The sequence below is a fragment of the Methylobacterium sp. yr668 genome (assembly GCF_900116245.1).
Classification (GTDB): Bacteria; Pseudomonadota; Alphaproteobacteria; order Rhizobiales; family Beijerinckiaceae; genus Methylobacterium.
In genome coordinates, this window is the sequence record NZ_FOZY01000011.1 from 115,205 (window position 1) to 128,858 (window position 13,654).

Below are 13,654 nucleotides of genomic sequence, written 5' to 3' on the forward strand. Positions count from 1 at the left end.
GGGAGGCCCCATGAACCAGATCATCGTCGTCGCCCTCATCTGCGCCGCTTCCGTCCAGGCCCCGGACTGCTCGCGCGAGACCGCCATCGACGTGGTCACCGGCCCGGCCCACACGCTCCAGGAATGCCTCGTCCAGGGGCCGGTCCTGGCGGCCAATGCCGGCTTCAGGGGCGAGGACGGGGCCTACCTGAAGACCCGGTGCGAGCAGAGGCGCTGAGCCGACGCCGTCCGCCGAACAGCTTTCGGCGGCCCGGAGGCACGATCATCAGTGTCCGGACGGGTGCGTGTCGCCGCGCCGGTCGGGCCTTGACTTCGCAGGGCTGCGCGCCGGTCCGCCAAGCCCGGCATTCAACTTGAGTTCAAGGCGAGACAAACGAAATCTGCTTCGGCTCCGGACCGCGGCAGGTTAAAAGACCCGATCCAAGAAGACGCCACGCGAGCAGAGAACCATGTCCGCATCCCCCGCCATTCAGACCGAGCCGCAGGATCTCGTGGCCCTCACCAAGGCCGCCGGTGAGAGCGCCAAGGCGCTGGCCGCCGAGGCCACGCGCCGGGTCCGCACGCGGATTCTCGGGACGGACGGGCGGATCGACGCGGCCAAGCTCGAGGGCCAGCAGCACGCCGCCCACGGGCTCGCGTGGCTCGCGACCTACGCGGAGGCGGTGAACGAGCTCGGCGGCTACGCCGACCGCCTGCAGGCCGAGGGCCGGTTCGGCGAGACCGAGGCGCTCCTCGTCCGGATCGGCGCCGGCGAGTATCTCGACCAGCTGTTCTCCGGCATCCCGATGAGCCAGGGCGAGATGGTCCGCGTCACCGGGTCGCTCGGCCTCTCCGCCAAGGAGGTGGCCCCGTACCGCACGGACGCGGTCGAGACGCTGATCGCCGATGGCAACACCCCCGAGAACCGCGCCGCCCTGGTGGCGCTGATGCGCGACGGCGGCGGCTCGGCGACCGTCGGCGCCTCGGGCCTCGACGAGGACATGGAGGCGATCCGCTCCGAGATGCGCCGCTTCGGCAAGGCCGAGGTGGTCGATCAGGCGCACGAGTGGCACCTGAAGAACGCCTACATCCCGATGGAGATCGTGCAGAAGATGGCCGAACTCGGCGTCTTCGGCTTGACGATCCCCGAGGAGTACGGCGGCATGGGCCTGCCGAAGACCGCCATGTGCGTGGTCTCGGAGGAGCTGTCCCGCGCCTATATCGGCGTCGGCTCGCTGGGCACCCGCTCGGAGATCGCCGCGGAGCTGATCCTGTGCGGCGGCACCGAGGAGCAGAAGCAGCGCTTCCTGCCGAAGATCGCCTCCGGCGACATCCTGCCCACCGCTGTCTTCACCGAGCCGAATACCGGTTCCGACCTCGCGAGCCTGCGCACCCGCGCGGTGAAGGAGGGCGACGTCTGGAAGATCACCGGCAACAAGACCTGGATCACCCACCCGGTCCGCGCCGACATCATGACGGTGCTGGTGCGCACCAAGCCCGAGGAGAAGGGCCACAAGGGCCTCTCCATGCTGATCGCCGAGAAGCCCCGCGGCACGGATGAGGATCCCTTCCCGGTCCAGGGCCTGTCGGGCGGCGAGATCGAGGTGCTCGGCTACCGCGGCATGAAGGAGTACGAGCTCGCCTTCGAGGGCTTCGAGGTGCCGGGCGGCAACCTGCTCGGCGAGGTCGAGGGCAAGGGCTTCGCCCAGCTGATGCAGACCTTCGAGTCGGCCCGCATCCAGACCGCGGCCCGCGCCATCGGCGTCGCCCAGTCGGCCCTCGACGTCGGCCTGCGCTACGCCGAGGAGCGGGTCCAGTTCGGTAAGGCGCTTGTGAACTTCCCGCGGGTGGCCGACAAGCTCGCCATGATGGCGGTGGAGATCAACATCGCCCGCCAGCTCACCTACTTCTCGGCCCGCGAGAAAGACGAGGGCAAGCGCTGCGACCTAGAGGCCGGGATGGCGAAGCTGCTCGGCGCCCGCGTCGCCTGGGCGGCGGCCGACAACGCCCTCCAGATCCACGGCGGCAACGGCTTCGCGCTCGAGTACCCGGTGAGCCGGATCCTGTGCGACGCGCGCATCCTCTCGATCTTCGAGGGCGCTGCGGAGATCCAGGCGCAGGTGATCGCCCGCCGGCTGCTCGAGTCTGCCTGAAATCCCGTTTAGAGCTGGGGAATAGTACGTATCATGGGATTATAAGTCGGCATATGAACCCGGCTTAAACGAAGTCCCTGCTTCCTGGCGCCCGGTGAACAACTGGGGCGGCTCGGTGAGCGCGCAGCACGACGACGGACAGACGGGCAAGAACCTCCTCCGGCACTGGCAGGATTGCCGGACGCCGGGGGCGCCGATCCCGTCCTACGAGGCCGTCGTGCTCGGGAGCCTCGGCCGCCTCGCCGACCGGGCCGCCCTGGTGACGACCCGCGACGGGCGGGCCGCCCGGATCCTCTGGGCGGGCCAGGTCTTCGGCGCCTGGCTCGCGCAGGGTGCCGAAGGCGCGGAGGGCTCGTTGTCCGGGATCGTCCCGGCCGAGATCATCCCGACGGAGACCCTCCCAGTCGATGCGCTCCCGATCGAGCTGCGCGAGCCCGTCGACGAGATGGTCGCGGCCGCCCTCACGTCCGGCCAGCCCGCCTACGCCCGGTGCGATCGCCTCGCTGCCGGGGTGGTGACGTCGACCCGCCTCGTCGGCGTGCCCCTGGGCAACCGCTGGGGCGAGCCGTTCGTGCTGGTCGGGTTCGACGGGGCGAGCGTCCGGACCGAGCTGGTCCAGGCGATGTTCACCGCCACCGACCAGGGCATCCTGGCCCTCAGCACGGTCCGGGACGCGGCCGGCCGGCCGGTCGATTTCAAGATCGTCGCCCTCAACCGCGGGGCCGAGCGCCTGCTGGAACGCCCCGCCGCCGCCCTGCAGTGGCAGCGCGTGGGCCAGCTCTTCCCGGGGGCCGTCACCGCGCGGACGATCGCGACGCTCGCCGCCATGGTCGAGCGGGGCGGGCGCGCGGCCTTCGAGCTGAGCCGTCCCCGCTCCGACGGCGGCACGCTCTACCTCAAGGTCGAGGCGGGCTGCGTCGGCGATCTCGTCTCGGTCACGATGACGGATGTCGGCGACATCAAGGCCCGGGAGGCCTCGTTCCGGCTCCTGTTCGAGAACAACCCGGTGCCGATGTGGGTCGTGGCCGACGCGCGCGACCGGTTCCTGGCGGTCAACGACGCGGCCGTCGCCCATTACGGCTACAGCCGCGAGCAGTTCCTGGAGCGGGCGCCGGCCGATCTCGCCATGGCCGCCGACGCGGCGCCAGCACCCGGCCTGCCGCCCACCGGCACCCTCCACCGTCGCGCCGACGGCTCGGCGATCGAGGTGTCCCTATTCCAGCGGGCGATGCCGTTCGAGGGGCGGCAGGCCGTGCTCGAGGCCGCCATCGACATGACCGAGCGGCGCCGGGCCGAGGCCCGCATCGCCCACATGGCCCATCACGACGCGCTCACCGGGCTGCCGAACCGCGTGCTGTTCCGGGACCGCCTCGCCGAGGCGATCGCCCGCCACGCCCGGGACGGCGAGGCGGCGGTGCTGCTCTGCCTCGACCTCGACAAGTTCAAGATCGTCAACGACACGCTGGGCCACCCGGTCGGCGACGCGCTGCTGCGCGAGGCGGCCGAGCGGATCGCCGGCTGCCTGCGCGAGGACGACCTCGTGGCCCGGCTCGGCGGCGACGAGTTCGCCATCCTGGTGCGCGGGCCGGACCTCCCGGCGCTGGCCGACGGGCTGGTCGCGCGGGTGATCGCCGAGCTCGGCCGCCCCTTCCGGCTGGACGGCCAGGATTGCCACATCGGCACCAGCATCGGCGTCGCCTGCCTGCCCCGGGACGGCACCGATCCCGAGACGCTGATGAAGAACGCCGACCTCGCCCTCTACCGGGCGAAGGCTGAGGGCGGCGGCACCTTCCGGTGCTTCGAGCCGGAGATGGATGCCTGGGTGCAGGCGCGGCGGCGGCGCGAGAACGAGCTGCGCGAGGCTTTCGCCCGCGGCCAGTTCTCGCTGGTCTACCAGCCGCTGATGGATGCCCGCGCCGGTCGGATCCTCGCCTTCGAGGCGCTGCTGCGCTGGCACCACCCGGAGCACGGCCCGGTCTCTCCGGCCGAGTTCGTGCCGCTCGCCGAGGAGACCGGCCTGATCGTGCCGATCGGCGCCTGGGTGATGCAGACCGCCTTCGCCGAGGCGGCGACCTGGCCGGAGGCGATCCGGCTCGCCGTGAACCTCTCCCCGATCCAGTTCCGCAACCGCGACCTGGTCGAGACCGTGCGTGGGGCGCTCTCCGCCGCGGGGCTTGACCCGCGCCGCCTCGAGCTGGAGATCACCGAATCGGTCCTGCTCGCCGACAGCGCCGCCAACCTCGCGACGCTGCACGCGCTGCGGGCCATGGGCATCCGGATCGCGATGGACGATTTCGGCACCGGCTATTCCAGCCTCGGCTACCTGCGAAGCTTCCCGTTCGACAAGATCAAGCTCGACCGCTCCTTCGTGAGCCAGGTCGGCGAGAACACCCACTGCACGGCGATCGTGCGCGCGGTGGCGAGCCTGGGCACCAGCCTCGGCATCGCCACCACCGCCGAGGGCGTCGAGACCGCCGAGCAGCTCGCGATGCTCCGCGCCGAGGGCTACGACGAGGTGCAGGGCTTCCTGTTCAGCCGCGCGGTCCCGGGCCCCGAGGCCCGCCGCCTGATCGAGCGCGCGCGGGAGGCGGTCCCGGACGACCGGGCGGCCTGATCCGCCCGGCCCGCGCGGGACCTACTTGGTGACCTTCACCGAGACCGGGTCGCTCGACGGGAAGGTCTCCTCCAGGGCGTCGTCCAGGCGCTCGTTCAGCTTCTCCTGCTTGTTGTCGGGGTTCTTGGCGTCGCCCGGCTTGGCGCTGCCCTGCTGGAAGCCCGGCTTGGTCTCGTTCGGCTTGTGGGTCTCGGCCATGTCGCTCGCTCGTCCGTGACGGAGGCACGCAAGGGTGCCGGTGGGCATCAACGCGAGGGAGGGCGGGTGTTTCCGATCTTTCGGGCCTGATCGGCGCGTGCCGTCATCGCGCGCGCAGCGAAGCGACGCAGAACCGCGCCGCGTGCCGAGGCGACCCGCTGCCCTGGATTGCTCCGCCGCGCTCGCGAGGACGTGCGCAGCGGAATCGTCCTCAGGCGGTCGCGAACGGCCGCCCGAGCGGGCCGCGGGCCGGCACGCGGGCCGCGGCCTCGCGCAGGACCGTCCCGTAGACGGCCTCGAGACGGTCGAGATGGGTGTCCAGGGTCAGGGGCGCGGCCCAGTAGCGCTCGTGCGCGGCCCGGCCCATCCGGGCGGCGAGGCCGTCGTCGGTCAGGCGGCGCAGGTGCGCGGCGAGGTCGTCCGGGTCGCCCGAGCGGAACCAGAATCCGGTCTCGCCGTCGGCCACGGCCTCGCGGCCCGCGCAGGCGTCGCTCACGATCACCGGCGCGCCGCAGGCCAGCGCCTCGTAGACGGTGAGCGGCTGGCCCTCGTACCAGACGCTCGGGAAGACCAGCGCCCGGGCCCGCCGCATCAGCACCTGCACGGCCGCGGCGTCGCGCCAGCCGAGCATCACCGCCTCGGGATAGCGCGCGGCGAGGTCGGCCCGCTCGGGGCCGTCGCCCACGAAGGCCGCCCGCACGCCCGCCCGGCGGGCCGCCTCGGCGAAGATCGGCGCGCCCTTCTCGGTGGAGATCCTCCCGACGAACAGGAAGTCGCCCGGCGGCCCGTCGTGGACCGGCGCCGGCGCCACCGCGATGGGGTTGTCGACCCGGTGGAAGGCGGTGCCGCGGGGCAGGAGCGGCCGCACGACGCTCTCCTGCAGGTCGCTGATCGTGATGACGTGGGCGAACAGCTCCGGCAGCCGGGCCACGTGGGCGAGGCCGGCGTGGCGGACCATCCGGGCCACCTTGCGCGGGTAGCTGCGCGCGTCGCAGTTCGCCACGATGCAGGCGGGCGACATCGGGGTGCGGTGGCAGATCCGCTGCTCCGGGTAGGCGTAGAAGCCGCCGGTCGGGCAGACGAGGAAGAACTCGTGCATCGTGTAGAGGCAGGGCAGCCCCGAGGCCCGGAGCGCGGTGCCGATCGACGGCGACAGCGCCTTGGCGAAGGCGTGGACGTGGACCAGCGTGTCGCTGGGATCGCAGGCGGCGAGTTCCGCCGCCAGGGCGCGGCAGGCCGGCCCGTTCCAGATCGCCTGGGCCGCGAAGGCGAGCTTGCTGCGCGCCGTGGTGACGTCGTCCTGGTCCAGGCAGACCACCCGGACGCCGGCCGGCTCGAGCCGCGGGTCCACCGGGCCGACCGCGGCGAACAGGCTGACGCGGACCCCCCGGGCGGCGAGCCCCAGGGCGGATTCGATGGCGACCTTGGCCTGGCCGCCGTTGATCGCGGCGTGGTCTGCGACGAGGACGACGTGCACGTCAGGACTTCCGCCGCTGCGATCCGGGACCGACAGCTGTATCCGGCCGCGGTTGATCGCCCGTAAACCGGTCTGCCCCATCCTCCCGGCGCGCGAGAGCGATCGATCCTCGGGAGGGTTCACCGTGCACGTCGTGATCCTGGCCGAGTTCGCGGCCGCCAGCGGCGGCGCCGAGAAGGTCGCGCTCGAATCGGCCCGCGGGCTTGCCGAGGCCGGCCTCGGCGTCACCTACATCCAGGCGATCCCGGGTCCCGTCGACCCGCTCCTCGACCATGCCGGCATCCGCCGGATCGACCTCGGCCTGCCCGACATCTGGTCGCTCGGCGCCGCGCGGGCCGCGGCCGCCGGGATCTGGCACGCGGCCGCCGCCCGCCAGCTCGCCGCCGTCCTCGCCGGCCTCGCGGCGCCGCCGGACTGCATCCACCTGCACCAGTGGACCCGGACCCTGTCGCCGGCGATCGTCCCGGTCCTGTCGGAGACCGGGGTGCCGCTGGTCGTCACGCTGCACGACTACGCCCTGGCCTGCCCGAACGGCGTCTACTACCGCTTCGACCGGGCCGAGCCCTGCGGGCTCGCGCCCCTGTCGGCCGCCTGCCTGGCGGCGCCCTGCGACCCGCGCAGCCGGGTGCACAAGGCCGTGCGGGTCGCCCGCGCCGCGGCGCTGCGTCAGGTCGTCGGCCGGGCCAGCCGACGCCGCCCGCTCCACGTCGTCCATGTCTGCGACGCCAGCCGCCAGCGGCTCGGCGCCCTCCTCGGCGGCTACGCACTGACGCATCACAGGATCGACAATCCCGTCCGGCTCCCGGACGGGCCGGCGGCCGAGCCCGCCCGCGGCGACGCGATCGCCTATGTGGGGCGCCTCACCCGCGAGAAGGGCGCCGACCTCGTGGCCGACGCCGCCCGCGCCGCGGGGCTCCCGGCCCTGTTCATCGGCGCCGGCCCCCTGGAGGCGGAGCTGCGCGCCCGGGACGGCGTCGAGGTGATCGGCTGGCAGCGGCCCGAGGCGGTCTGGGCGACGCTCCGGGCCCGCGCCCGGGCGCTCGCCGCGCCCTCCCGCTGGTACGAGACCGGGCCGCTCACGGTCTACGAGGCGCTGGCGGCCGGCATTCCGGTCGTGGCTTCCGACCGCTCCGGCGCCGCCGAGAAGGTCCGGCACGGCCGGACCGGCTTCGTGGTCGCGCCGGAGATCGCGCCCCTCGCCGAGGCGTTCGCGGCGCTCCGGGACGACGCCCTGGCGACCGCCCTCGGGGCCGAGGCGCGCCGCCTCTTCCGGGTGGCCCCGATGGGTCTGGCGGCGCACACGGCGGCGCTCCGCGCGCTCTACGCCGGCCTGGCCGAATCGGCGGCCGGTGCGATGCAGCATCCACCCGCGCTCGCCCTGGAGCAACGGTCCTGACTCCTCCGATGCGCTTGGTATACCAGAAGAATTCACGATCCGTTCGCGCCCCTCTGGACAGGGAGATAGTTTTTTGCCAATCGGTTTTCCGCCGGGATCAGCAATCTTAGCCGACTGAGTCAATGGTGTAGCTTGCTCGCAACCTGCTATCGGGCCGTGGCACCGTGTCGATGACTTCGTGACATCATCGGATCGGAACTTTATCGGGCCTCCAGATCCGTGAGTGCGCCCCGAACCTGCACTTGACTTCTTGTTGCAGTGCAACATATAGAGGGGCGTCAACGCGGACGCATGCGGCGTCCCGCTCCAAGGATGATGCTGGAGACATCGATGCAGACCCCGAACTTCGAGATCCCGACCGAGATGCGCGACTTCGCCGACAAGAGCGTCGACCAGGCCCGGACCGCCGTCGGCACCATGATGGCGAACGCCGTGAAGGCCGCCGAGCAGGTCCAGGCCTCGGGCCAGACCTTCCAGTCGACCCTCAGCGCCGCGGTCGCGAAGGGGTTCGATCACGCGCAGGCCAACGCCAACGCGACCTTCGACTTCGCCCAGAAGCTGGTGCGCACGAAGGATCTCCGCGAGGCGTTCGAGCTCCAGTCCGAGTTCGTCCGCAGCCAGTTCGCCGCGCTCCAGGCCCAGGCCAAGGATTACGGCACCCTGGCGCAGAACGCCGCCGCCCGCTGAGGCCGGCCGCCCCGGTCCGCGATCGGGGCACGAAGACCGGGATCCGGCAGGGCCGTCCAGGCCCGCCGGATCCCCCGCTCTGACGCCCGGGCGTCACGGGCCCGGCGCCGACACCGCCGGCGAGCCGGCCGCGCACGACCTCCGGCCGCCGCTCCGTCGAGACGGGCCGACGCCGACAGGAGGAGATCGCGCGATGGGAAAGCCGCGTCGACCGAGGAGCCGTCCCGCCGGGACGCCCCAGCCGTTGCAGGACGCGTCGGGCCCCCCCGAGATCCAGGCCGCAGCCGCCCCGATCGCGGCGGATGAACCCGCTCAAGCGCCCGCTCCGGCGCCTGACCAATCGCCTGACCACTTCGCCGAGGCCGTCCGGACCGGCGCCGAGACCGCGCCCGACGGCGCGGTGGACGTCCCGTCCGACCCGGTGGCCACAGCCGCCGCGACGACGTCCGAAGCCGAGTTCGAAGCCCGGTCCGAAGCCGAGTCCGGAACCGGGGCGGTGATCGACATCGCCCCCCCGCCGGTGCCGGGCGCGGGTCCGGGACTCGTCGCGGCCGCGAACCGAATCAGCTTCACCCCCGACCGCCTCGACGTCGTCGAGATCGGCTCGATCATCGCCCGCTACGTGCGCGGCGAGGGCGAGGCGGCCGTCGCGCACCTGCGGGCGCTCTCGGGTGCCCGCTCGCCGGCCGACGTCATCCGTCTGCAGGTCGGCGAGGTCCAGCGGGCCGCCGACGCGTCCCTGACCTGCTGGGTCACGGTGGTCGGGCAGGCGAGCCGGGTCGTCGCGTACCGCTGAGGCGCGGCGCCCGGGCGGCCGGGACTTGTCGCATCCCGGCCACAAGGCCGGCCCGATCGAACCCGCGGCGGCAACGACCCGTTAACCAAGCCGGTCCCATGCCTTAACGGAGGGCAAGGGAGACGACACCGGACCGATGCCGAACTGCGCGCGCCTGATCCGTTCCGCATGGCTCCGCCTCGCCGTCGCGCTCCTGCCGGCGCTGACGGGGATGCCGGCTGCCGCGCAGAACGGCGAGAAGCCGGCCATCGCCATCGGGGCCGACGTCGCGAGCCAGGCCGGCACCACGCGCCTCACCCTGACTCTGTCCCGGGCCGTCGAGGCACGCGGCTTCGTGATGGAGCGGCCCGACCGGGCGGTGATCGACCTGCCCGAGGTCAACTTCCAGCTCGATTCCGGGACCGGCAGCCGCCGCGACGGCCTCGTGCAGAGCTTCCGCTACGGCCTGTTCGCGCCCGGGCGGTCCCGCATCGTGATCGACCTCACCGCGCCCGCCACCGTCGGGAAGATCGAGACCGCGACGCGGCCGCGCGACGGCGCGGTGCTGCTCACGATCCCGCTGCAGCGCGCCGACCGCGAGGCGTTCCGCAAGGCCGCCGCCACCGCCGATCCCGCCCCCGCCCAGGCCCGCGCCGCCCCGCCGGAGCCCGCCGACCAGCGGCCGCTGATCATGGTCGATGCCGGCCACGGCGGCACCGATCCCGGCGCCATCGCGGTGGGCGGCGTGTTCGAGAAGGACATCGTGTTCGGCTTCGCCCAGGCCCTCGTGGCGAGGCTGGAGGCGGGCGGCCGCTACCGGGTCCGCATGACCCGCGACCGCGACGTGTTCGTGCCGCTGGCCGAGCGGGTGCGCCTCGCCCGCGACGCCAGGGCCGACCTGTTCGTGTCGATCCACGCGGACTCGATCTCGGCGGCGCCCCAGGTGAGCGGCGCCACGATCTACACCAATTCCGAGAAGGCCACGGACGCCGAATCCGCCAAGCTCGCCGAGCGCGAGAACCGGGCGGATTCCGCCGCGGGCGTCGACGCCGCCGAGGCGCCGCCGGACATCGCCGACATCCTGCAGGAGCTGACCCTGCGCGAGACTCGGGGCTTCTCGTCGGGCTTCGCCCGCTCGCTGATGGGCCAGCTCGCCCCCGTGATGAAGATGAGCGCCAAGCCCCACCGGGAGGCGCGCTTCGTGGTGCTGCGCTCCCCCGACGTGCCGAGCGTGCTCGTGGAACTCGGCTATCTCTCCAGCAAGCGCGACCTGGAGATGCTGCAATCGCCGGAGTGGCGGGCCGACGTCACCGGCTCCATGGCCAAGGCGATCGACCAGTTCTTCACCAACCGCGCCACGCTCGGCCGGCCGGCCCCGACGCGCCGCGCGGCCGCCGCCGCCCCAGTTTCACCATAGATAGAGTGTCGATACGGGACGTCCGACGCCCCGTCGCACGGCCGCCGAAACCGGCATTCCGAGGGGGTCTCACGGGACCGTCCGGGGGCCGGCCGCGCAGCGCGCGGGGTGCACGCGCCGGATGAGCCGATTCCGGCATTCGGCCGGGCCAGCGACGAGCGGAACACCGGATGCGTCTGATCCTCCGTTTCTTTGGGATCCTGTTCAGCGCCGCCGCGGTGCTGTTCGTGGTCGGCGCGGCGGTGGGCGGTTACTTCTACTGGAAGTACAGCCAGGACCTGCCCGACCACGCCGCGCTCTCCAATTACGAGCCGCCGGTGATGACCCGCGTCCACGCGGCGGACGGCTCGCTGCTGGCCGAGTACGCCCGCGAGCGCCGGCTGTACCTGCCGATCCAGGCGATGCCGAAGATCGTCGTCGCGGCCTTCCTGTCGGCCGAGGACAAGAACTTCTACAAGCACGGCGGCATCGACCCCGAGGGGATCGTGCGCGCCTTCCTGACCAACGCCAAGTCGGGCAAGCGGCAGGGCGCCTCGACCATCACCCAGCAGGTCGCCAAGAACTTCCTGCTCTCCTCCGAGCAGACCTACGACCGCAAGATCAAGGAGGCGCTGCTGGCGCTCCGGATCGAGGCGGCCTACTCGAAGGACAAGATCCTCGAGCTCTACCTCAACGAGATCTTCCTCGGCACGATCGTGCCCGGCCGCAACCTGCACGGCGTCGCGGCGGCCGCGCTCGACTATTTCGGCAAGTCGGTCCACGAGCTGACCATCAACGAGGCGGCCTACCTCGCCGCCCTGCCGAAGGGGCCGAACAACTACCACCCCTACCGCAAGACCCAGGCGGCCCTCGACCGCCGCAACGAGATCATCCGCCTGATGGCGGAGAACGGCTACATCACCCGCGAGGAGGCGGACGCCGCCAAGAAGATGCCGCTCGGCGTCAACCCGCGCGTCGCCTTCCCGAACGCCGCCAACGCCAACTACTTCACCGAGGAGGTCCGCCGCGAGATCTCCGAGCGCTACGGCGAGAAGAAGCTCTACGAGGGCGGCCTCTCGGTGCGCACGACCCTCGACCCGAAGATGCAGGCCTGGGCCCGCAAGGCGCTGGTCGACGGCCTCGTGCGGTACGACCAGGCCCATGGCTGGCGCGGTCCAGTCACCAAGGTCGACCTGACCGGGCGCGACTGGGGCATGGCGGCGGCCGAGGTTCCGGCGCTCGGCGACGTGGCGCCCTGGCGGCTCGCCGTGGTGCTGGGCAACGGCGGCGGCGGCGTGCAGATCGGCCTGCAGCCCCGGCGCGAGGCCTCCGGCCAGGTCGGCAAAGACCGCGAGACCGGCGTGATCGTCCCCGAGGGCATGCGCTGGGCCGGCCGCGCCAATCTCCAGCCCGGCGACATGGTCTATGTCGAGGCGATGGACGGCGGCCGCGGCCAGTTCCGCCTGCGCCAGAAGCCCGAGGTCTCGGGCGCCATCGTGGCCATGGACCCGAACACGGGCCGCGTGCACGCGATGGTCGGCGGCTTCTCGTACGACGAGTCCGAGTTCAACCGCGCCACCCAGGCGATGCGCCAGCCCGGCTCCTCGTTCAAGCCGATCGTCTACTCGGCGGCGCTGGACAACGGCTACACCCCCGCCTCGATCATCCAGGACACCCCGATCACCATCGAGGCCGGCCCCGGCCAGGAAGCCTGGACGCCCTCGAACTACGACGGCAAGTCGGGCGGCCCGCACACCCTGCGCTACGGCATCGAGCACTCGAAGAACCTGATGACGGTCCGGCTCGCCAAGGATGTCGGCATGCCGCTCATCGCCGAGTACGCCCGCCGCTTCGGCGTCTACGACGACATGCTGCCGGTGCTGCCCATGTCGCTCGGCGCGGGCGAGACCACGGTCATGCGCATGGTCACCGCCTACTCGATGCTGGCCAACGGCGGCCGGCGCATCCGGCCGACCCTGATCGACCGGATCCAGGACCGCATCGGCGAGACGATCTACCGGCACGACAACCGCAAGTGCATCGGCTGCGACGCCGAGAAGTGGTCGGGCCAGGACGAGCCGAAGCTGGTGGACGATTCCGAGCAGGTGCTCGACCCGCTGACCGCCTACCAGATGGTCTCGATCATGGAGGGCGTGGTCCAGCGCGGCACCGCCACGATCCTGAAGCAGATCGGCAAGCCGCTCGCCGGCAAGACCGGCACGACGAACGACGCCAAGGACGCGTGGTTCGTGGGCTTCTCGCCGGACCTGGCGGTCGGCATCTATATCGGCTTCGACAAGCCCCGCTCGCTCGGCGACCGCGCCACCGGCGGCGGCCTGGCGGCGCCGATCGCCCTGGAGTTCCTGAAGACGGCCCTCAAGGACAAGCCGCCGACGCCGTTCCGCGTGCCCCCGGGCATCAAGCTGATCCGCATCAACCTCGCGAGCGGCACCCGCGCCGGCTCGGGGGAGGGCGCCGGGACGATCCTGGAGGCGTTCAAGCCGGGCACCGCGCCGCCGGATTCCTACTCGGCACCGTCCTCCGGCGGCGGTGGCGGCCAGGCGGCCGCCCCGGCGGCGGTCGCGCCCGATCCCGACCGGGCCGCTCAGGCCGGCGGATTGTACTGAGGCGGCTCGCCCCGCCCAGCCGCTGTCAGCCGAGATCGCTCTCAGCCCAGGTCGGGTCCGCCCGGCCTGGGCTTTCGCGTTACGGATCCGGGGCGACGGTGCGACGGACGGGTCATCGCCGGGGCGAGAGGCCCGCGATCGCGACCGGCGCCGTCCGGGATCGCGCAGCTTTGCCCGAAGAGCCGGAAGGTGCGGCGGCCAAGTCCGCGCGGGCCGTTCTCGGGCGAGACCCGCCCCTCGGCACCGACCCGCGTCGCGCTCCGCAGGCGCATAGAAAAAAGCCGCCCCGGAGGGAGCGGCTCGAGGAGTCATCAGGGAGGCATCAAAACAGAGCGGACCAACATGTCCAACT

Annotated in this window: 10 protein-coding genes; 8 read left to right on the plus strand and 2 right to left on the minus strand. The window is 72.3% G+C overall.

Features of this window, described 5'->3' with window-relative positions; genetic code table 11:
• The first annotated feature begins 10 nt into the window (after positions 1 to 10).
• From BM419_RS15895 to BM419_RS15905, 3 genes are all read left to right on the plus strand, one after another.
• Positions 11 to 217: a hypothetical protein gene (locus tag BM419_RS15895; RefSeq protein ID WP_091926988.1), complete on the plus strand. Its 207-nt coding sequence runs from the start codon at positions 11 to 13 to the stop codon at positions 215 to 217.
• A gap of 232 nt (positions 218 to 449) precedes the next feature.
• Entirely contained in the window at positions 450 to 2,132 is a 1,683-nt protein-coding gene (locus BM419_RS15900; RefSeq protein ID WP_091680990.1) for an acyl-CoA dehydrogenase family protein, read from the plus strand.
• Between the two features lie 94 nt (positions 2,133 to 2,226).
• Positions 2,227 to 4,746, plus strand: coding sequence for a putative bifunctional diguanylate cyclase/phosphodiesterase (locus BM419_RS15905; protein WP_091926989.1), 2,520 nt, complete (start codon positions 2,227 to 2,229; stop codon positions 4,744 to 4,746).
• A gap of 21 nt (positions 4,747 to 4,767) precedes the next feature.
• On the opposite strand, the gene BM419_RS32415 is transcribed toward BM419_RS15905, so the two are convergent.
• On the minus strand, positions 4,768 to 4,944 hold the full coding sequence (locus BM419_RS32415; protein WP_165923182.1) for a hypothetical protein: 177 nt from the start codon (positions 4,942 to 4,944) through the stop codon (positions 4,768 to 4,770).
• Positions 4,945 to 5,155: 211 nt separating this feature from the next.
• Positions 5,156 to 6,421, minus strand: a complete 1,266-nt coding sequence (locus BM419_RS15910) for a glycosyltransferase family 4 protein (RefSeq protein WP_091926990.1) — start codon at positions 6,419 to 6,421, stop codon at positions 5,156 to 5,158.
• 124 nt (positions 6,422 to 6,545) lie between these two features.
• Here BM419_RS15910 and BM419_RS15915 point away from each other — a divergent pair, with 124 nt between their 5' ends.
• The 5 genes from BM419_RS15915 (at position 6,546) to BM419_RS15935 (ending at position 13,302) form a co-directional block, all read left to right on the plus strand.
• Complete coding sequence (locus tag BM419_RS15915) at positions 6,546 to 7,817, plus strand: glycosyltransferase (RefSeq protein ID WP_091926991.1); 1,272 nt, start codon at positions 6,546 to 6,548, stop codon at positions 7,815 to 7,817.
• Positions 7,818 to 8,147: 330 nt separating this feature from the next.
• Positions 8,148 to 8,504 (plus strand): phasin, encoded by a 357-nt coding sequence (locus BM419_RS15920; RefSeq protein ID WP_026605054.1) that lies wholly within the window; start codon positions 8,148 to 8,150, stop codon positions 8,502 to 8,504.
• 400 nt (positions 8,505 to 8,904) lie between these two features.
• Positions 8,905 to 9,300, plus strand: a complete 396-nt coding sequence (locus BM419_RS15925) for a hypothetical protein (protein WP_244540786.1) — start codon at positions 8,905 to 8,907, stop codon at positions 9,298 to 9,300.
• A 136-nt stretch (positions 9,301 to 9,436) separates the two neighbouring features.
• Positions 9,437 to 10,696 (plus strand): N-acetylmuramoyl-L-alanine amidase, encoded by a 1,260-nt coding sequence (locus tag BM419_RS15930; protein WP_091926993.1) that lies wholly within the window; start codon positions 9,437 to 9,439, stop codon positions 10,694 to 10,696.
• Positions 10,697 to 10,866: 170 nt separating this feature from the next.
• Positions 10,867 to 13,302 (plus strand): penicillin-binding protein 1A, encoded by a 2,436-nt coding sequence (locus tag BM419_RS15935; protein ID WP_091926994.1) that lies wholly within the window; start codon positions 10,867 to 10,869, stop codon positions 13,300 to 13,302.
• Positions 13,303 to 13,654 lie beyond the last annotated feature (352 nt).